Origin of the sequence: Ferruginibacter sp. (assembly GCF_049840995.1) — a bacterium.
Taxonomy (GTDB): Bacteria; Bacteroidota; Bacteroidia; order Chitinophagales; family Chitinophagaceae; genus Ferruginibacter.
Genome location: NZ_JASGIP010000003.1, coordinates 1,433,741 through 1,454,206, shown reverse-complemented (window position 1 = coordinate 1,454,206; position 20,466 = coordinate 1,433,741). Strand labels below are relative to the sequence as shown.

Below are 20,466 nucleotides of genomic sequence, written 5' to 3'. Positions count from 1 at the left end.
TCATTATTGAATAACGATCTTTTCAGTTTGCAATATGTTTTCATTCATCAGCCTTAACAGGTAAACACCACTACTTATTCCTGTTATATTGTATTGCTGATCAATTGCAGGTTTCCATGTTCTTACCAGTTGCCCATTCATATTTACCAATTGTAATTCTTTTATCGCTCCGGATGTATGGATCACCACTTTGTCTTTTGCCGGGTTGGGTGTAATGCTGACATCTATACTTTTGCTGAAGTTCACTTTTACTGTACTGCTGTATTTATAAGCGCCGTTGTTATCTACCTGTTTAATACGGTAGTACCATATTTTTTGATCGGGCAGCAGGTTATTCAAAAAATCCGTAAATGTGTAATTATTTTGTGCCTGGTTTTTTGCATTTACTATTGCAAATGATCTGAAAGTGGCGCCATCCGCACTTTTTTCCAATTCAAAATGTTGTACATCTATTTCATTGGCGGTGTTCCAGTTTATTTCAACCGCATTTGTTTTTTTAGTTGCGGATATATTGATGAACTGCAATGGCAAAGCTCCAAAACCCGTGTGTATCCAAAATTCGCTGAAGCCGTTTACATCAAACTCCAGGTAATTATTAGCATACAAGCTACCCGTGGTTACCTGGGATGCAGGAATGAATGTAACCGTTCCACCAGAAGGATCATACACGCCATCTTCGTTGCTGCCGCTGTATTTTGTTACCACCAACTGGCCCGCCGATATTAATGAAGGTATATAAGTTTGCAGGTCGGCAAAATCTGCATTAGTATAATACAACCTTACCCGTTTTGTGCCGGCAGGGTTAAGGGATGGTTTTATTACATAATGCCTGCGCATGTATCGCTGCCCGTTGTACAGGCCCGCAGTTGCATCTTCATACACCACATCATTCCTTGTACCCAGGTTCAGGCAATAATCTTTTACCGATGCGATCACTTTGGAATTGTCTGCACTATTGTAACTATGTTTCCATAAACCATCATCCAGCAAACTATTGCTGCTGGTTTGCACTGCGGGTAATGCTGTAAATGGTGCAGATGAGCCGGTGTTATATTTGTTCTTTAAATAACCCTCCACCTGTGCAATTTCAATGCCTGTAAGTGTTCGGTTGTATACGATCACTTCATAGATCCATCCGCTCCAGTCAAGATCGGGTTGGTCTTCTCGGTCGCCAACAGTAAAACCGGTTACGCCCGTTTCTGTTGTAACCGAACCGCTGCCCTGGTTAACGGTTTGTGCAATACTGTTGATATTGCATTGCAGCTGGCTGCCTGCTGCCGGAATTTTATACGTTACTACCACGGGATTCAGTACGGTATCAATTGTATTGCTGCCGATCGTTGCGTTATTATTGCCTACGCCATTATTATCCGAATAAATATATACTGGAGTGCCATAGCTGTTAGCACCATAAATAAGATTATTGATAAGACCACTTCGCCTGAAAGTGAATAATGTTCCACCCACAACGCCACCGGCATGTATATTGCAATCTCTCCGTGCCGCAATAAAAACTGTGCGTGCAGCACCTGCCGTTACCAGGTTACTGGTTGTATTATTTAAAAAATTCTTTCCATTCACGCCATCAAAATATAATGCAGGCTGGCCGGTAGCATCGGGTAATTTAAAAGTGGGTTTATTAGCTGCAGTGGTTTGCGTAACGTGGTTTCCGTTACTGCTCTGGTCGTTCCATTGCTGCACCGTTTGCCCATTGCCGGCTGATGTAACACCTGCATCGGTATACACACCGGCATCTGCCTTTAACCACAGCACGGGATCGCAGGGAACAAAATAACCCTGTGGCTGTGCCGTATTATAAGCAGGCTCTGTGGCAGTACCCTGGCTGGTTCCATTAAGAACAGCACCTGTGTTGGTGCAGTTGTTAATTATCGTCTGCCCAGTACCGTTACTGGAAGTATTAAAATTATAATAAGCTATTAGCGATGTTTCATTTCCTGCAAGTTCGCCGTCTTTTTGTGTAATGATCTCGGTTACGGTTTTAGCCTTGCTCCACACCCTTACTTCATCCATATCGCCGTAATAATTACAAACAGAACCACATATGGTTCTGCGGCCTATCCAGTTGTTGGAGTTTATAGTAGATAATGATGTAGTGCTATTATCCAATACCTGCGCCTGCAATACACCATCAGTATAAATGTACAGGCTGTCTGTTACCGTATTTCTTACTGCTGCAATATGGTGCCATTTGTTATCTGCCACCGAACAGGATGAAGTTGCATAAGTAAGGTTACAATAAAACCAGGCTTTGCCGCCGGATATATAGAGCATGGTACCGGGAGAGCCGGATGCGGGACAGTCCTGGTGGGCAAATACCATCATACAATTCACGTTATCGCCGGTTTTTACCCATGCTTCTACCGTAAGGCTTTGCGATACACCGAAAGTAAGTGCACTATTATAAGGAATGGCAATACCCTCATCTGCAGCATTGGTTAAATGCAGCACTTTGTTGGCGTTGGTAAACTGGGCTGTAGCAGCGGCGCCGGTTAAAAGAAATAAAAGGGAAAATAATTGTTTCATTGCACCTGGTTTAAATGATTGCGGTCAGGATGCAAAAATGTTCTCAAATATTTCCGTAATCAATACCCCCTGTGCGGCATTTGATAGATGAGTGGCAGGGATCTATATCCATTTATTTTTCAGGCTTATCTGCAGCGCCTCTATTTTACTGCTTACATGCAGTTTGCTGTAAATATTTTTCATGTGCTGGCGCACTGTATGTTTGCTCAGGAACAGTTCAGCAGCTATTTGCGTGTACTCCTTTCCTTCCATGCTGCATTTCAATATCTCTTTTTCTCTTTCAGAAAGTGGTTCCAGTTGGTCTTTTGCAGATTGATTTTGAACTGCGGGTGTTGCCGGTAGTGCTGTAAGCCATTTCCATGCTTTACGGGCTATGCCGGGGCTCATCGGTGCACCTTCATCCTGGTGAACCTGGTAAATGGCATCAATAATATTCTGTGCAGTTTCTTCTTTTAAAAGATAACCGTGTGCCCCCGCTTTAATGGCGTTGAATATCCTGTCGTCATCATCAAAAACTGTCAGCATGATAAATTTTACAGATGGGTAGACCGGTGCAGCTCTTTGCACCGTTTCAATTCCATTCAGCTCGTGCATCTCGATATCCATCAATACCACATCAGGTTGAGGAGAAGTGGTTTTTATAAGTTTGAGGAATTCAGTACCGTCGCTTGCTTCTATCACAACTTTAATATCATTCTCAACAGAAGCCAGCTTTTCCTTCAGTGAATTCCTTAAATACAATTTATCATCTACAATACCTATAAGCATGATACAAAAATAAAATTACATCATAGATCAGCAATACCCCCTGTGCGGCATTTGTGATCTTATATGGTTATGGTTATTGAAACGCCTTTATCTTTTTCAGCAGCAATTTTTATTGCAGCATGTATGGACGCTGCCCGCTGCTGCATATTTTTTAAACCGTAATGAACACCAGTGTCAATGGCCGTGTTGTCAAAGCCTTTTCCTGTATCAGCGATCTTTACCGTAAAAATTTCAGCGGTACTATCTGCCTGCAGCAGCAGGATTTCACTGCCCGAATATTTACAGGCATTGGTGATAGCTTCCTGGCATATCCGGAACAACTGCAATGCTTCGTTCGAATTAAGCAGTTTATCCCCCCTGCATTCTCCTGCAGTTTTTAATTTCATCAAGGGATAAGACAGCATATAACGTTGTGCATAATCGATCAGTTTGTCGAAAAATTCCTGTGCAGTCACCTGTTCTTTATTCAGTATCCAGATGGTCTCTCTTAATGTTTGCAGTAATTGCTTGGCAGTATTTTTTACTTTTTCAATATGGGTATCAACATCCTGTTGCTTTTTAAAATTTATATCCAACGTTTCAATATTGTTGGAAAGCAACGCCATTTGAGAACCAAGGTTATCATGCAGGTCGCGGCTTAGTCTTTCTTTTTCTTCCTGCAATTGTAGTTGCAGTTGCGCCTTTTGCTTTGCATTACGCTTTTGAGTAAAATTATACAACAATAAAGCGCTTATTGCGAATAAGCCCACCAGGCCCAGTATATATAGTTGTTGCTGCTTTTTGGCTGCAATTACAGCAAGCGCTTTTTCATGCTCTGCTTCGGCCGTTTTAAATTTTGCTTCTGCTTCAGATATTTTATTACTCAGGTCTCCTTTATACCTTGTCGCGATCAAAGCATTCAGGGTATCCTGGTATTCGTATGCTGCTTTATAATTTCCGGCGGCATATAAATTCCTCGAGTAAAATTCCAGCGCCGTCTGCACCATATCAAGCTTATTCACCATTCTTGAGATATGCAATGCTTCTTCATTCAGTTCCAGTGCCTCTTTATATTTTTTTTGCTTTACCAATACGTTCGAGCAAAACATCAATGCTTCTGAAAGATTGGCCGAATCATGTGCAATTCGGCTTTGCGTGATGACGGTATCGTACAGTTGTGCCGCTTTTATAAGCTGGTCAGTTCTTTCATACAACGTTGCCAGCAGGCGGTAATGCAACCTGCCTAATACAGTTGCAGCAGTGTTGCCTGCAATACTCAGGCCGATCGCTTTCAGTAGATACGTTTCCGCAATATCCATCCTGTAGTTCCTTTCAATATATACCGACGCAATATTATGGTAACTGTGCTCCAGCAAAACATTAAAACGGTTTGGCTCACTTAAAGCGATACATTTTTCCCAATACGTGATCGCTTTGTCCTTATCAGGAATATGATAATAAGTATTGCCGATGAGTTTGTAAAAACTGGCTTCTGCCAAAGTATTGTTTTGCAGGTGTGCCGCTGCAACCTGTTGCTGGCAGTATTCAAGACAGGTATCCCATTGCTGCAGTTCCTGGTATTTATGCACCAGCGATGTTTGTATGGCCAGCTTATCTTCTGTTGATGGCGTTGCTTTTTTTAAAATAACATTGATCTCGGCAATAACGGCTTTACTGTCATTATTTTTTTCCAGTCTTGCCACCAACCGGGCAACACTATCGCTTTGCGCTTTTACAAAAAAGCAGCGCAATAGCAACATACCTATTAAAATAATTTTCCGCATCGATCCTGTTATTACCGAAAGATAATTGTTTCGGTGAATAAGCAAAAGCAGATCGGTGGTTGTTTTATAAAATACCCAGTGGCGGGTATTACCCTGGTGCACATCGCACATTACTTTTACTACATACAATCACCCTAAACTTATTTTATGAACAATGTTTCAAAATGGATGAGCTGGGAAGGCGGTATTGACCTGGTGGCAGTAACTTCCCCCGACCTGCAAATGCCCAATGTAATTGTACATCTTGGCCGAATGGTAAATACGCCTGTGGGCAATGCCGCCAGCGGTATGATACTCTGGCAGCCCGACCCCAATGCAATGCCCGCAGTAATGGGTTTTGTAAGCACCGATGAAACTGTTGGAAAATACTTTGGCCCCAATATTTTTGCAGGCACACCTTTTGAACAGGCGCCCGTATTAAATGCCAACTTTGAAATTACTATTACAGCAGATAAGGCTTACAGCAAATGCGTTGTAGCCGGCCATACATTTGAAGTGGAGATGAGCGACTTTACTGCGCCCTACTTAATTAACCGCGAGCCTTCGGCCATGCCACCATTTTACCAGCAGGGTGTTGAGATACATGCCCGCAAAGTTGTTTTAAAAGTAAATGGCGAATCTATCAATATCATTGTACCGCCTGTAGGCATTACCGGCGGACCAGCAAGCGTGGTAAGCCCCAATGGCGTATACGCCCGTTAAGTTTTTTTGTGCTTTGAACCTTGATAAAGCCGTTGCAGTCAAGTGCAGCGGTTTTTTATTTATCGCATATTAGATTAACTTACACAGGCGCGACAGTTGCAATATCATTCACAAACCACTTTATTGTTACTTATCCATGCAGTTATTCAAACGGTTATTTTTTCTTCTTTTTCTATTATGCTGCTTTACCTGTTTCAGCCAGCAAACCAGTTTTGATCCTGCACAAAAATTTTCCGTTGAACAATTACGAAAAGACTTTAACTTCCTGAGAACAAAACTCGAAAAGAAACATCCCGCACTTTACCTCTATACTCCAAAAGCAAGGCTGGATACGGTTTTCGACAGTCTTTATAAAAACATTACAAGCCCCTTGACTGCCGAAGCATTTTACTACCATATCAGCTTCCTGCATTCCATCATAAAAGACGGGCATACCATGTTGCTGCCCGGCGAAGAGCTGACCAATTATTATAACCAGCACGAAAAATTTCTCCCTTATTTCTTTTTATTAACAGGCGATAAGCTGTATATCCGTATGAATTGTGCTGCCGACAGTATTATAAAAGAAGGAACTGAGATAATAAGTATTAATGGAATAAAGACAACGGATCTTTTAGCACAACTTACTGCTAGGCAGATAAGGGATGGTTACAGCAATACTTATCCCGCCTGGATATTGACCAATTATTTTAAAGAGTATTATGGTTTCTCCTTCGGCCACCCGGAAGTATATACCATCCGTTATAAAAATAAGGGCGCCGAACAAAAAGCGATCATCAATGCACTCAGTAAGGACAGTATTGCTTTTTATAAAAAACTGCGTTATCCTGCACAGGCTGCACTTACAAAACAAGGAAAAGGAATTGTACTGGATATCAGCAAGCCGCAACATACAGCAGTACTTACCATCAAAAGCTTTGACAATGATATTTTAAAAGATGTGTACCAGCAGGATTTCAATAACAGCATCAGCAAGGCTTTTACAGAAATACGCAACAACAATATCGACAACCTTATTCTTGATCTGCGGGACAACCAGGGCGGTGATTTTAAACCGGGCGTTACCCTGTTGTCGCATTTGTTAAAACAACCCATTCATTTCCTGCCGGGCAGCACTCAATCCCGGGTGATCAATCCTGTTAAAAGTGCTTATAACGGTAATGTATACGTGCTGATCAATGGTGGCAGTTTTTCCAATTCGGGTATAATATGTTCGTACCTGGAATTTACCAAGAGGGCCGTGTTCATTGGTGAAGAAAGCGCCGGCGGGCATATACTTATCAATGGCGAGCCAAGGGATTTTATTTTGCCAGGCACAAAGATCATTGCAGAGATATCCACTCAACCATTCCGCATCCGGCAGCAGGAAAATGATGGGCGGGGCATTATTCCTGCGTACACTATCATGCCTTCCATAGAAGATATTATCAATGGCAAGGATCCGGTAAAGGAATTTGCATTCAGTCTTATAGCAAAGTAAAGCAACAGCAAATAAAAAAGCGAAGCAATAATTGCTTCGCTCTCTATAATGTGATAGTTAAAACAATATTAACCTAAGGCCACCCTTATAAATGCTGAAACTTTCAATTCAGGATCAACACTCTTTAAGAATTCAGCAACAGATTTGCTGTTATCTTTTACGTAAGGCTGTGCCAGTAAAGTATTTTCTTTAAAGAATTTATTTACTTTACCGATAGCGATCTTTTCAGCCATTTCAGCTGGTTTGCCTTCAGCTTTGATCTGTTCGATGGCGATCTCTTTTTCCCTTGCGATAGTTTCAGGAGCAATAGATGTTTCATCAACAGCCAGCGGGTTCATAGCGGCGATCTGCATTGCCACATCTTTACCAGCTTCGTATTCGTGTTTGTTCATAGCTACCAGTACACCCATACGGTTTGCACCGTGAATGTAAGAAGCTACGTAATCTGCGTTCAGTCTTTCAAAACGGGTGATACCGATCTTTTCACCGATAGCAGCCAGTTTATCATTGATCAGTTCAGATACTTTTTCGTTACCGATCATCACTTCACTCAATTCTTCAACAGTCTGTGCATTGCGGTCGATCGCTGCGTTGGCGATGCTTTGTACAAAAGCCACAAACTCAGGGTTACGGCTTACAAAATCAGTTTCGGCGCTGATGCATAATACGATACCGCTTTTATGATCGGCAGTAGTTTGTGCAATGATCACACCTTCTTTGGCTTCACGGTCGCTGCGTTTAGCCGCTACCTTCTGGCCCTGTTTACGCAACCAGTCGATGGCTGCTTCAAAATCGCCATTGCTTTCAGTTAAAGCTTTACGGCAATCCAGCATTCCTGCACCGGTTGCCTGGCGTAATTTATTGATATCTGCTGCTGTTATAGTAACACTCATTGTAATTAGTAATTAAAAATTAATAATGGATAATGTTTCAAATTATAAACTGCCTTAGTAATAGCATCATTTACAATATTATCAAAACATCATCTTCGCTTCAATCTCCTCCATTTCCCTCCCCTTCAGGGGAGGATAGGTGGGGTCTCTTATCTTGCTCCACCCGCTGGCTTCCTGCCACCCTGGCCTGGTCCTGCAACACGGCGCTTAGGTTGACCGCCTGGTCCGCCCTGGCCTCTGCCACCACCACGTTTGTTCCTGTCATCACCACCATCCGCTTTCTGCTCAAACCTTGCAGCTTTTGCTTCTGCAGATTCTTCCACATCGCCGTGATCATCTTCGCTGTCCTTATCTGCCTGGCGCTCCTGTAAACCTTCTACAATAGCAGCAGTTAAATAGTTTACGATGATAGAGATCGATTTGGTAGCATCATCATTTGCAGGAATAGCAAAGTCAACTTTATTAGGATCGCAGTTGGTATCAACCATACCAAAAGTGCTGATGCCTAATTTTTTTGCTTCTGCCATTGCAATATGTTCGTGGCCAATATCCACCAGGAATAAAGCAGCTGGTACACGGCTGATCTGTGCGATACCGCCCAATACTTTTTCCAGTTTTTCTTTATCACGTGCCAGTGTTAAACGTTCTTTTTTAGTAAGGCTTTCAGCACTGCCGTCATTCAGCATTTTTTCGATGCTCTGCATCTTTTTAACGCTTTTACGTACGGTGTTGAAGTTGGTTAACATACCACCCAACCAGCGTTCAGTAACGTAAGGCATGTTCACCCTTCTTGCGCATTCGCTTACGATCTCTTTAGCTTGTTTTTTAGTAGCTACAAACATTATTTTTTTACCGCTGCGGGCAATAGCTTTTAAAGCTGCAGCCGACTCCTGTAAACCTTCAACAGTTTTGTTAAGGTCGATAATGTGAATACCTTTTTTTTCTGCGAAGATGTAAGGCAGCATTTTTGGATTCCATTTCTTTTTTAAATGGCCAAAGTGAACGCCTGCTTCCAGAAGTTGCTGTTGTAATGATGTTGTATTTTCCATCTTGTATTATTAAAGTAGTTATTATTATTGTTAAGCTGTAAGCTTCAAGCCGCAAGGGAAATAGTACATAAATACTGCACCCTTGTTTCTTGCAGCTTGTGGCTGTTGATTAACGTTTGCTGAACTGGTAGCTCCTTCTTGCTTTTTTGCGACCTGGTTTTTTACGCTCAACAGAACGTGGATCACGTTTCAGCAAGCCGGCTGCTTTTAAAGCAGGACGATAGTCAAGGCTCACTTCCAGCAATGCACGGGAAATACCCAGCTTTGCAGCTTCTGCCTGACCTTTAACACCACCACCGGTAGCATTAATAACCACATCATATTTATCAGCAGCCTCAATAGTTTTTAAAGGCGCTTCTACCTGGTTTTGTAAGTATACCAACGGGAAATAGGCTTTATAGTCTTTACCGTTCACTGTAATTTTTCCCTCTCCTTTGCTCAGGAAAACACGGGTTACAGCTTCTTTTCTGCGGCCGACTGCGTTTTTTTGCTTTTCCATTTATTATTTTTTTTAGACTCAAGTTTCAAGCTTCAAGGGGCAGTGTTTTTGCTTGCGGCTTGTAGCTGATGGCTTGAAGCTGTTTTTAGAATTTAAGTTCTTTTGGTTGTTGTGCTCCATGAGGATGTGCTGCACCCTGGTACACAAATAATTTTTTATACAACTGGCGGCCTAAGCGGTTTTTAGGTAACATACCTTTTACTGCTCTTTCGATGATCACTTCAGGCCTGCGTTTTAAAAGGTCTTTAGCGATTTCTTCTTTACGTCCACCAGGATAACCGGTAAAGCTGTCGTAAATTTTTTCTTCCATTTTATTACCGGTCAGTTTAACCTTATCACAGTTAATAACGATAATAAAATCACCACAGTCAACGTGTGGAGTGTAATAGGCTTTGTTCTTACCACGAAGAACAGCCGCAATCTTTGCGCACATACGTCCAACGGTTTGATTAGTACCATCAACAACATACCAGTTGTGTTTTACGGTAGCCGCGTTAGCATGCTTGGTTGTGAAATGTAATTTGCTCATTGTTATTTTTTTTACCTCCCGCTTTGTTTTTAGCAGGGAAGTGGTTTATACTATCAGGCCTTTCGCCATCCCGACCGGCCCGCCCTTCCACTGCAGGAATTTGCCCGCAGCTTTTTTGGGACCGCGAAGGTACGCCCCTTTCATCCTATTTTCCAAGGAAATCGGGAACAATTTTGCAACACACCTTTATAATTAATTGATTTTCAGTAAAATTTTTGAATTAAAATTTTAATAGCCGGTAAACCCCTGCCTTAAAAATGAAGAAAAACTGGCCCAACGCCGGGCTTGTGGAATAAAATACCCATTATAAAAAAATCTATTTTATTGGCAACTCCTGGCAGCATCAGCCCGATAGTATAATTATAATTCAATTGATCACCTGGAATATTGCTTTATAAAAGCAACCAGCTTAAGGCAATATTCCATAAACTTTTGTATATGAAAAATATTCGTTTATTCCTTACCGTTATTATCATTTCTGTGACCCTTTATTATTCCTGCAATAAAAATGATTCCGGTGCCGCAGCCCGTACCGATATTCACCTGGATTCCAATGCCACCGTGGGCAAACATATTGTAGATAAAGATGGCAGGTCGCTCTATTATTTCTCCAACGATGCCAATGGCAAATCCAACTGCACCGGTGGTTGCCTTACCAACTGGACCGTTTACCTGGCCGATAGCACCAACACCACTTTCAGCGATGGCCTTTTATCAACCGATTTCAAGATCATCACCAATACCAGCGGCGCTAAACAAACCACTTACAAAGGCTGGCCCTTATATTATTATACTCCAAGCGGTGTGGCCGAAACATCGGGACAGGTAACAGGTGAAGCTGTGGGCGGTATCTGGTTTGTAGCAAAAACAAATTATTCCATTACCGTAGCTAACTTTCAACTTACCGGGCAAAATGGTACAAATTATCTAAGCAACTATACTCCGGGCAACGGGCTTACTGCTTATTTATGTGATGAAAAAGGCAACGCATTGTATTTCTTTACCAAAGACAGTGCGTATAAAAACAAATTCACCAAGCCCGATTTTTCTAACAATGCCACCTTCCCTATTTACGAAACAGATAATATCACAGTGCCTTCCACATTCGATAAAACATTGTTTGTGGTAACTACTTTCAATGGCAGAAAACAACTGACGTATAAAGGCTGGCCGCTGTATTATTTTGGTGCAGATAGTTTGGTACGAGGTTCTAATAAAGGCGTGAGTTTTCCTGCAGCACAACCTGCAGGTTCTATATGGCCTGTTGCAACAAAAGATGCAGCTCTTGCACCGAGATAACTATACCAGTATGGATCCTGATCAAAAAAATCGTGGTGACGCCTGTAAGCGTCACCACGATTTTAATATTTACAATGCAATTGTTTACCAGATATGTATCCTGTCTTTTTGCGGTATAAACAGTTTGTCGCCTTCCTTTATACCGAAGGCTGTATAAAACGGATCGAAATTCGTTAACGGGCCACGTATACGGTACATGGCCGGCGAATGCGGATCGGTATTGATCTGTTGGCGCATGGCTTCGTCTTTTATTTTTTTGCGCCAGCTTTGTGCAAAGGCTAAAAAGAAACGCTGGTCGGGTGTAAGGCCCTGTATCTTCACGGTATCTTTTCCCTGTTGGGTCATTTTAAATGCATCGTATGCAATGGCCACACCACCAATATCGGCCGTATTCTCTCCCTGTGTAAGGCTGCCGTTTACATGCACCGAATCCAGCACCACAAAACTGTTGTAGAGTTTTACCACTTGTTCGCCTTTGGCTTTGAATTTTGCAAAATCTTCGGGCGCCCACCAGTTCTTTAAATTACCATCCTTATCAAATTGTGCACCCTGGTCATCAAAACCATGTGTCATTTCGTGACCTATCACTACGCCAATGCCTCCATAATTCATTGCATCATCGGAGTTGATATCAAACATCGGGTATAGTAATATGCCCGCAGGAAAAACAATTTCGTTGAAACCGGGATTGTAATATGCATTGTTGGTGGGTGGCGTCATGCCCCACTCTGTTTTGTCAACCGGCTGGCCGATCTTGCTGATATCATGCTCGTAAGCATTCTTGCTGCTGGATACAATGTTGCCAAAATAATCATTGCGCTGTATAGTTACTTTGCTGTAATCCCTCCACTTATCCGGGAAAGCAATTTTCTTGATGAACGTATGCAGTTTTGCAATAGCTTTTTGTTTAGTGCTATCACTCATCCAATCCAGCTTTGTAATGCGGTTCTCAAATGCCACCTGCAGGTTATTCACCAGCTCCAGCATTTTTTTCTTGGCCGCTTCGCTGAAATATTTTTTTACATACAGTTGCCCCAATGCTTCACCAATACTTCCATCAATAGCCTGGTATATTCTTTCCCAACGGTCTTTTAGTTTTTTCTGGCCGCTCAATGCTTTGCCATTGTAATTAAAAGAGGCCATTACAAAATCACTGCTCAGTATCCACGCTGTATTGGTAAGCAGGTGCAAACGCATATACGTTTTCCAGTTTTCCAGCGGAACAGTTTTTAATAACTCATTCAGCTTTGCATAATAACCCGGTTGACCCACATTCACAGAATCGGCTTTTACATGCAGGTCATTTAAAAGGTTGTTCCATCCTATTGCCGGCATTTTTTTATCGAGGTCTGCTACAGCCATTTTATTGTAATTGGTTTGCGGATCCCTTAGCTCCACATTGGTACGGTGGCTGGTGGCCATTTGTTTTTCTATATCGTAAACGATAGCGGTGTTTTTTGCCGCAGTGGCAGAATCATCGCCTGTTAATTTAAACAGGGTATTTACAAAAGTTTTATAGGCATTCACTACATCCTGTGTGGCCGGGTCGGTCTTAAAATAATAATCCCTGTCGGGCAAACCAAGACCAGCCTGGTAATACACCGCTATATTCTGTGTGCTGTTTTTTTCATCGGTGCCGATATACTGCCCGATGATGGAAGGGTTTTGCATCGTTTGCTGCTCTGCTTCATATTGCAGCAGCCCCCTGGTATCTTTTATAGCAGCGATCTTATCAATCCATGGTTTTAATGGTGTGTAACCTGCTTTTTCAATAGCAGTGGTATCCATGCCCGATGCAAACATGTCGCCCACTTTCTGTTCAATGCTTCCGGCAGTGTTGGTAGCTGCGGCGCTTTCTTCCAAAATACTTTTTATATGTGCCTTGGTTACATAGTCCATTTCCAGCCTGGCGCCTGCACGTGATTCGGTAGGAAGAATAGTGGCGGTATCGTACCATTTACCGTTGGCATACATGTAAAAATCATCGCCGGGTCTTTTAGATGAATCAATGTTCTGCATGGATAAGCCTTTTATCTGTTGTGCTGTATCAGGTGTTTCGTTATTGCATGCAAAAAAAATTGCGGAGACTGCGCAAAGCAGCAAAGAAGAATACTTGCTCATAAGACTGTTTATATTTCAGGTGCTGAATTTAAAACAAAAAAAGCGGGGTTGCAAGTAGTATTGATAAGCGGTGTACTTAATGCAGGATGAGTTGTAAAAAAGGCTGCATTAATTGCAGCCTTTAAGTGTTATTCAAATATTTTCTCTTCGTGGGTGAACTGTCCGTTCCTGTTAACCCCCTCTATAATGACCCTTATTTTTTTACAGTTATCACTGTTATAAAAAGGTATTTTTATCCTTCTTGTTTTGTTATCCATTATCAGGAATGGATTCCAGTAAAGCGTACTGCGGTAATCCGGTTCGTCGGTATTGGTCTTTTCGTAATCGGGCATATAAAACTCTTTAATGGGAGAATAGCCGTAGATATTGGTAAAGTCAAGACCTTTTACATTTGAATTATCGCCGCCACCTTTTTTAGTGTACACGGCTATTGCACCACCGGCGCCTCCACCCATGGCACCAAAAAATGGTGGACGAAATACTTTTATCATTGCCACATCCGACATGGTAATGGTTTGCAACTGGCTGGCATCCGAACTGGTTTCGTTCAGGAATATGCTGGTCTCACTGCCGCGCCATGTTGCACTCTGCCCATCACTGGCAATCTGCAGGCCTGCCACTTTTCCACGCAGGTATTCTAATACGCTGGTGGCAGTTTTGGCAAAGGGATCATCTTCGGTGGTAAATGTATAACCATCATCGCCGGTGAAGAAACCGGAAGTATACTGTTCATTCATTTTTTCCTTCAGCGATTTTTGCCTGCCCACCACTTTTACCACATCCAGTGTTTTTACCCTGCTTTCAAATAAAGAGCGTTGAAAAGCGGCCACTTTTGCATTCTTTACTTGTGTGGCACTGTCAATTTTCATATTCAGGTAAGCCGAAGCAAGAAATGCAGCTGCGGGTGATGGTGCATTTGCTACTTCATTCTTGAAATTAAATGTGGCAATAGAAGTAAGCCGTTTATCCTTATCCGCATTGATCTGGTAATACAGTTTTGCGGTATCGAATAAGAACATGCCGGTAAGCCTGAACTGTCCGTCCGTATTCAGCGGTATCATTATAAAATCGCTGGTATTGCTCTTGGTCTTTATATAACCGATCAGTTCTTTTTTGGTAAGCTGTGTTTTAGATAAGCCGTATACATTTCCCCTGATGGAAATATAATTATCTATAGGAAAAGTCAATTTAGGCCATTGCTTTGTCAGCAGCATTTCCCATTTAAACCTTCTCCAGCCATTGGTCATCATCACCAGGTCCAGTTGTTGTTTTACAGAATCTGCATCGCTGGAAAAATAATAGGCCGGGTTATATACATATCCTTTCAGGTCGCTGGTAAGTAAAAAGTTGGAGAAGATATTTTCTTCGTTGGGCGTAACCGGGTTAAGTCCTGCATCAGTAACAGCAATGGATAAATTACTGAATATAGTATCGCCCACATCTACCTGCAGGGTATTGTGGCCGCGTTTTACAATATTCTTTTCAATGGCATGCAGGTCGGTAACAAACGAAAAGCTATTGTGATTTAAAAATGCGAGGCGTTCGGCAACGGGTACCTGTGCTGCATTAAAAACGGTGATCTGCATGATACCATCCGGAAAATTCTCCGTGAGTATCGGGGCGCTTACCTGTTTTTTGGCCGCCATATTCACTCTTGCATTGTACACCATCTGGTGTTGCATTTGTGCCACTACTGTAAATGAAGTAAAATCTTCCGGTACATCGTCGGGCCTTTTTAAAGTAAAGCGTACCGTATCGGCACTATTGGTTATGTTCAGTACCAGTCCCGTTTTTTTGGCCGCCGGTAAAGCCGTTTCGTGTGCTACTCCTTTTTTATCTTTCCAGGTGGCCCGGTATTTTTCGCCTGCCGCCGGGGTGAATAAAAAATAGCCCATACCGTTATGGATAGACGAAAATGCGGTTATTTTCTTTCCAGCCCCATCTACAATATTGCCGCTGATGCTGATGGGTATACCATCCTGGTCGTTGGCTTTAAATGCCAGCCTTGATTCAATACCTTCCACCATATCTCCCCCTTCGGGAAAAAATGTAACGCTGTAGGAGGGTGCAGGAGCTACTGTAGCTATTTTCTTTGCTGCATTGTACGGCACTATCTGTATCGCTTTCAGGTACATGAGTGAAGAATCGAAATTCAGCATCCATGATGTGTAAGCCCTTACATACAGGCTGGTATTATTGAGTGTGTCGGGCAGTTCAAAATGTGAAGCCCCGCCGGATTCATACACAGGCATCATTTTCTTTTGCAGCACGGTGCCTTTATTGTCTATCAGTTCGGCATAAACGGTTTTGCTTAATGTGCTAGCAAGATTATCGGTAGTGAGATAAGCCTTGAACCAGATGGTCTCTCCGGCATTGTAATAACTTTTGTCGAAATGCAGGTATATCTTTTCCTGCGGGTATTTCTGCCCCAGCTGGTTTACCAGCGAATCAATGGGCACCTGGCTAAAGGCCCAATTAGTGGTGGCAGAGAGAAATACAAGCAGTACAATTTTTTTGCAAAAACTTTGTATGGTCATTGTTCAATGATTGCTGGTTCTTTAAACGTAATTGATCTGTCTTTGGTTAAAACAAAACTCGCCAATAATAGGCAGTATTATTACTTATGGCAACCCTTTAACAATTTCTTTAGTTTTTATTTCTGTCGGGATACAGGTCGTCAACCCTAGTTCTGGTGTTATCGGTATCGTCATTGTTTACAAAAGGCTTTTTAAGTAAGATATCCCTTATCACAAAATAGCCCATTACAGCGCTGGCAATTGCCAGCAGGTAAATAGAGAGCATATCAGAGGGCCCAAATAAAATCATTCCTATCAATGCCCCTGCAAACTCAAAACCTATCCAGGCCAGTACTGTATACCTTATCCATGTTCCGGACTTTAATCCTTTTGATTCTGCAAGAAAACCATTCTTTCTTGAGAGGAATATAATTGCGATGATCTCCAGCATAATTTAATCTAATGTCTAAATAAATCCGGTTATACCAGGTCAATATCAAAATTCACCAACTGTACAAATTCGCTGAGGCGGTTGTCGATATCTTCTTTGGTGATCTCCTTTAATCTTTCCGGTCCAAATTTTTCCACGCAAAAGCTCGCCATGGCGCTGCCGATGATAATGGCCGTTTTCATGTTCTCAAAACTGATGTCCTTTGTTTTTGCCAGGTGGCCGATAAAACCTCCGGCAAAAGTATCACCTGCACCAGTGGGGTCAAATACTTCTTCCAGCGGTAATGCAGGTGCAAAGAAAACATGATTCTCATGAAACAATAAAGCCCCGTGTTCACCTTTTTTTATGATCAGGAATTTAGGTCCCATCTTCATTATTTCACGGGCTGCTTTCACCAGAGATAATTCGCCGCTCAGCTGCCTTGCTTCGCCATCATTTACCAGCAATACATCCACTTTTTTCAATACTTCTTTCAGGTCGTCCATAGCAATGTCCATCCAGAAATTCATGGTATCCATCACGATCAGTTTAGGACGCACTTTTAACTGGTTGATCACGCTCAGCTGCAGCTTGGGCATCAGGTTGCCCAGCATTAAAAATTCTGCACCCTGGAATGCGTCCGGAACGATGGGATTAAAATCGGCCAGTACATTCAGGTCGGTCACCAGTGTATCACGGGTGTTCATATCAATATGGTATTTACCACTCCAGAAAAATGATTTTTTATCAGGCACTATCTCTACACCATCCAGCTGTATGCCGCGTTTTTTCATTTCGTCCATTTCTTCCTGCGGAAAATCGTATCCTACAATGGATATCTGCTGAACCGGAGTAACAAAATTACTTGCAGCATAGGCTACATACGTTGCCGATCCGCCAATGATCTTATCGGTTTTGCCAAAAGGAGTTTCAATAGCATCAAAAGCCATGGTGCCTACGGTAATAACTGCCATAAATTAAATGTTAGATGTTTTTTTGTACAATGTGATGTGGGTAAAATTATTTTAAGTGCAAAAGTAATAGATTAATATAAGACGATTGGTGGTAATTTTATACATTATTATTAAGGGCCATGCTTATACAAATACATCCCGAAGATCCGCAACCCAGGCTGATAAAACAGGTGGTGGAAGCGTTGAAGGACGGTGGCATCATCATCTACCCCACCGATACCATTTATGGGCTGGGCTGCGATATCATGCAGCACAAAGCAGTGGAACGCATCAGCAAAATAAAAAATATCGATCCTCAAAAAGCGCAGCTGAGCTTTATCTGCAAGGACCTGAGCCATTTAAGCGACTATACCAAAAGCATTGACACCCCGCTGTACAGGATGCTGAAGAACTACCTGCCCGGCCCTTATACATTTATTCTGCCCGCCAGCAAACAGGTGCCCAAAATTTTACAGAGTAAAAAAAGTACCGTGGGCCTGAGGGTACCCGATAATAATATCTGTCATCATATTTTAGAGGCCCTGGGCAACCCGCTTTTGAGTGCATCTTTGCCCGGCGAAATGGTGGAAGAATATACCGACCCCGAAGTGATGTACGAAAAATTCGGCCACCTGGTGGATTTTGTGATCGATGGCGGCATCGGTGGCATGATACCTTCCACCATCATCGATTGCACCACCGATAACTGGCAGATCACCCGACAGGGCCTGGGCGAATGGGAGGCATAAAAAATCCCGCCATAAAAATGGCAGGATTGAATCTTAAATCTTAATTATTTTGAGCACTTGTATTAATTCCTGTCTCTCCTGTTGTGTTTTTTGCGATAAGATCTTACGGCTTTCCTGCCTTTGATCCTGCTTAATATCTTTTCTTTCTTCTTTGGTCACCACACCATCTGCTTTTGCATCTTTTACTTCCTGGTGAATTTCTTTCTGGTCTTTTGCAAGGTTCACTGTTTCTGCTTTTGTCAACTCACCGCTTTTTACACCTTGTGCAATACGGTGGCGTTGGTTTCTTCCTTTTTGTCTAACTGTTTGGGCATCGGCATTGGTGTAAGCCACACTCAATAGCAAAACTGCTGCGGCTAATACTGTTGATTTCATACTGTTTGGTTTTAAATGTTGTAAAAGGTGAATAAATCCGTTGTAAATACATAGACCGGGAATGGTCTTCCGGGTTTAAATGCACCGTTTTTATTTTTTTGGAACAGTATAATAACGTGTGATCAAAGCCTTTAGTGTTCGGCACTACTCAAATATGCTGATCTGCGCAGGAAGGATATTAAAACTTTTGCGGTGATAATCGCATAAGCCGTAAGTTTCGATGGCTTTGCGGTGTTGGGCTGTGCCATAACCTTTATTCTTGTTCCAGCCGTATTGCGGGTATTGCTGGTGGGCCTTTTGCATAAATTCATCGCGGTAGGTCTTTGCCAGTATGCTGGCAGCGGCGATAGATGCATATTTACCGTCACCTTTAATGATGCAGTGATGCGGTATGGAACCGTATTTTTTAAAACGGTTGCCATCTACCAATAATAATTCGGGAATAGTTTGTAACTGATCCAGCGAAAGATGCATGGCTTTATAACTGGCCTGCAGGATATTTATTTTATCGATCTCGTTATTATCCACCGATGCTACTGCAAATGCAATACTTTCTTTTTCTATAACAGGTCTTAATTCGTCGCGTTGTTTTTCTTTCAGCTGTTTACTATCGTTCAGCAGGGGATGAAAAAAATCTGCCGGTAATATCACTGCTGCTGCAAATACAGGACCGGCATAGCAACCACGGCCTGCCTCGTCCAGGCCCGCTTCGGTGTATTGTGTTTGATAGTGTGATAACAGCATGTGGTCACAAATATCTTATAAAAGAATAAATATTGGTTTGTTTGGTGGATAACAATATTGCTGCTGTAAATTTGCGGCATCTTTATGCGGTCGATCAAAAACTGGGCATTTGCCACTTTCATCCTTTGCTTTCTTGTAATTATTGCAGGCGGCGTGGTACGCACCACGCAAAGCGGTATGGGTTGCCCCGACTGGCCTAAATGTTTTGGCAGGTGGATACCACCCACCAATGCCAGCGAACTGCCACCCGATTTTGAAAAATACCTGCACAAACAGGATATCGATCACAGCTTTAACGCCTTACATACCTGGATAGAATATTTCAACCGCTTACTGGGCACTTTACTGGGTGTATTTGGTATTATACAGGTATTACTGTTATTTAAAAAAAGAGAAGAGCTGCGAAAAGCTTACAGACTTGCGTGGGCTTTTTTGCTTACGGTTATACTCACTGGTTTGTTTGGCGCCATCGTGGTGAAGCTAAACCTTGCACACCTGAGTATTTCGGTACATCTTTTATTTGCCATTGCATTGGTACAATTGCAATTGGCTTTATTACTTTCGCTGCGATCAAAATTAGCTGCTGTTACTATTGACCGCAGAACAAGGAACCTGATCTTCATTTTTTTGCTGCTGCTGTTTTGCCAAAGCGCTTTAGGCACAATGGTGCGCATGTACGTGGATGATGTTTCTAAAATATTACATTACGAACAGAGAGAGACATGGCTGGCGGATAGTCCCGTAGCATTTTTGATACACCGCAGTTTTTCGTGGCTGGTGCTGCTAACAGCTATATTCCTTGCATGGCATTGCAGGAATATGGCGGCGATAAAAAAGAACGTCTTCATCCTTACTTCTATTATTGTAATGAGCATGATCGTGGGCATTGTGTTGGTGTATGCCAATATGCCTGCGGTGGCGCAGCCTTTACATCTTTTGTTGGCATCATTTGCCATTACGCAAACTTTTAACCTGTTGTTGCAGATCAAGCCTGCGGCTTAATTTTTTAGCTATTAAGAAATTAAGACAATTAAGGTGTTTTATTAAAGGCT

At 42.3% G+C, this 20,466-nt stretch carries 18 protein-coding genes; 5 read left to right on the top strand and 13 right to left on the bottom strand.

The window, feature by feature from the left end; genetic code table 11:
* Positions 1–3: 3 nt before the first annotated feature.
* The 3 genes from QM738_RS08070 to QM738_RS08060 form a co-directional block, all read right to left on the bottom strand.
* A complete protein-coding gene (locus tag QM738_RS08070; protein WP_462276177.1) occupies positions 4–2,544 on the bottom strand; it encodes a LamG-like jellyroll fold domain-containing protein in 2,541 nt (846 codons plus the stop codon).
* Positions 2,545–2,646: 102 nt separating this feature from the next.
* Positions 2,647–3,312: a response regulator transcription factor gene (locus QM738_RS08065; protein WP_462276176.1), complete on the bottom strand. Its 666-nt coding sequence runs from the start codon at positions 3,310–3,312 to the stop codon at positions 2,647–2,649.
* A 59-nt stretch (positions 3,313–3,371) separates the two neighbouring features.
* The gene (locus QM738_RS08060; RefSeq protein WP_462276175.1) at positions 3,372–5,204 is read right to left on the bottom strand and encodes a tetratricopeptide repeat-containing sensor histidine kinase; all 1,833 of its coding nucleotides are present in this window, start codon (positions 5,202–5,204) and stop codon (positions 3,372–3,374) included.
* 18 nt (positions 5,205–5,222) lie between these two features.
* Between QM738_RS08060 and QM738_RS08055 the strand changes: the two genes are divergently transcribed.
* Together QM738_RS08055 and QM738_RS08050 are read left to right on the top strand one after the other, a co-directional pair.
* A complete protein-coding gene (locus QM738_RS08055) occupies positions 5,223–5,777 on the top strand; it encodes a hypothetical protein (protein ID WP_462276174.1) in 555 nt (184 codons plus the stop codon).
* A 136-nt stretch (positions 5,778–5,913) separates the two neighbouring features.
* Entirely contained in the window at positions 5,914–7,257 is a 1,344-nt protein-coding gene (locus tag QM738_RS08050) for a S41 family peptidase (protein ID WP_462276173.1), read from the top strand.
* Between the two features lie 68 nt (positions 7,258–7,325).
* Here QM738_RS08050 and tsf read toward each other — a convergent pair whose 3' ends face one another.
* The 4 genes from tsf to rplM all read right to left on the bottom strand — a co-directional run bounded on the left by tsf (position 7,326) and on the right by rplM (position 10,227).
* Positions 7,326–8,150 (bottom strand): translation elongation factor Ts, encoded by an 825-nt coding sequence (gene tsf, locus QM738_RS08045; RefSeq protein ID WP_462276172.1) that lies wholly within the window; start codon positions 8,148–8,150, stop codon positions 7,326–7,328.
* Between the two features lie 149 nt (positions 8,151–8,299).
* Positions 8,300–9,199, bottom strand: a complete 900-nt coding sequence (gene rpsB, locus QM738_RS08040) for a 30S ribosomal protein S2 (protein WP_462276171.1) — start codon at positions 9,197–9,199, stop codon at positions 8,300–8,302.
* 109 nt (positions 9,200–9,308) lie between these two features.
* Positions 9,309–9,698, bottom strand: coding sequence for a 30S ribosomal protein S9 (gene rpsI / locus QM738_RS08035; protein WP_462276170.1), 390 nt, complete (start codon positions 9,696–9,698; stop codon positions 9,309–9,311).
* Positions 9,699–9,783: 85 nt separating this feature from the next.
* Positions 9,784–10,227, bottom strand: a complete 444-nt coding sequence (gene rplM / locus QM738_RS08030) for a 50S ribosomal protein L13 (RefSeq protein ID WP_462276169.1) — start codon at positions 10,225–10,227, stop codon at positions 9,784–9,786.
* 438 nt (positions 10,228–10,665) lie between these two features.
* Here rplM and QM738_RS08025 point away from each other — a divergent pair, with 438 nt between their 5' ends.
* Positions 10,666–11,526, top strand: coding sequence for a COG4315 family predicted lipoprotein (locus QM738_RS08025; protein ID WP_462276168.1), 861 nt, complete (start codon positions 10,666–10,668; stop codon positions 11,524–11,526).
* Positions 11,527–11,610: 84 nt separating this feature from the next.
* Here the strand turns inward: QM738_RS08025 and QM738_RS08020 are convergent, their stop codons facing one another.
* The 4 genes from QM738_RS08020 to QM738_RS08005 all read right to left on the bottom strand — a co-directional run bounded on the left by QM738_RS08020 (position 11,611) and on the right by QM738_RS08005 (position 17,567).
* The gene (locus QM738_RS08020) at positions 11,611–13,647 is read right to left on the bottom strand and encodes a M13 family metallopeptidase (RefSeq protein WP_462276167.1); all 2,037 of its coding nucleotides are present in this window, start codon (positions 13,645–13,647) and stop codon (positions 11,611–11,613) included.
* A gap of 128 nt (positions 13,648–13,775) precedes the next feature.
* Entirely contained in the window at positions 13,776–16,184 is a 2,409-nt protein-coding gene (locus tag QM738_RS08015) for a hypothetical protein (protein WP_462276166.1), read from the bottom strand.
* A 109-nt stretch (positions 16,185–16,293) separates the two neighbouring features.
* Complete coding sequence (locus QM738_RS08010; protein WP_462276165.1) at positions 16,294–16,614, bottom strand: hypothetical protein; 321 nt, start codon at positions 16,612–16,614, stop codon at positions 16,294–16,296.
* Between the two features lie 29 nt (positions 16,615–16,643).
* Positions 16,644–17,567 (bottom strand): PfkB family carbohydrate kinase, encoded by a 924-nt coding sequence (locus tag QM738_RS08005; protein WP_462276164.1) that lies wholly within the window; start codon positions 17,565–17,567, stop codon positions 16,644–16,646.
* A 119-nt stretch (positions 17,568–17,686) separates the two neighbouring features.
* Here QM738_RS08005 and QM738_RS08000 point away from each other — a divergent pair, with 119 nt between their 5' ends.
* Positions 17,687–18,295 carry an L-threonylcarbamoyladenylate synthase gene (locus QM738_RS08000; protein ID WP_462276163.1) on the top strand — a complete coding sequence of 203 codons (609 nt, stop codon included), beginning with the start codon at positions 17,687–17,689 and terminating at the stop codon, positions 18,293–18,295.
* A 33-nt stretch (positions 18,296–18,328) separates the two neighbouring features.
* Here the strand turns inward: QM738_RS08000 and QM738_RS07995 are convergent, their stop codons facing one another.
* Both QM738_RS07995 and QM738_RS07990 read right to left on the bottom strand, forming a co-directional pair.
* Complete coding sequence (locus QM738_RS07995) at positions 18,329–18,670, bottom strand: hypothetical protein (RefSeq protein ID WP_462276162.1); 342 nt, start codon at positions 18,668–18,670, stop codon at positions 18,329–18,331.
* Positions 18,671–18,814: 144 nt separating this feature from the next.
* On the bottom strand, positions 18,815–19,414 hold the full coding sequence (locus QM738_RS07990; RefSeq protein WP_462276161.1) for a ribonuclease HII: 600 nt from the start codon (positions 19,412–19,414) through the stop codon (positions 18,815–18,817).
* A gap of 84 nt (positions 19,415–19,498) precedes the next feature.
* Between QM738_RS07990 and QM738_RS07985 the strand changes: the two genes are divergently transcribed.
* The gene (locus tag QM738_RS07985; RefSeq protein WP_462276160.1) at positions 19,499–20,416 is read left to right on the top strand and encodes a COX15/CtaA family protein; all 918 of its coding nucleotides are present in this window, start codon (positions 19,499–19,501) and stop codon (positions 20,414–20,416) included.
* Positions 20,417–20,466: the final 50 nt, after the last annotated feature.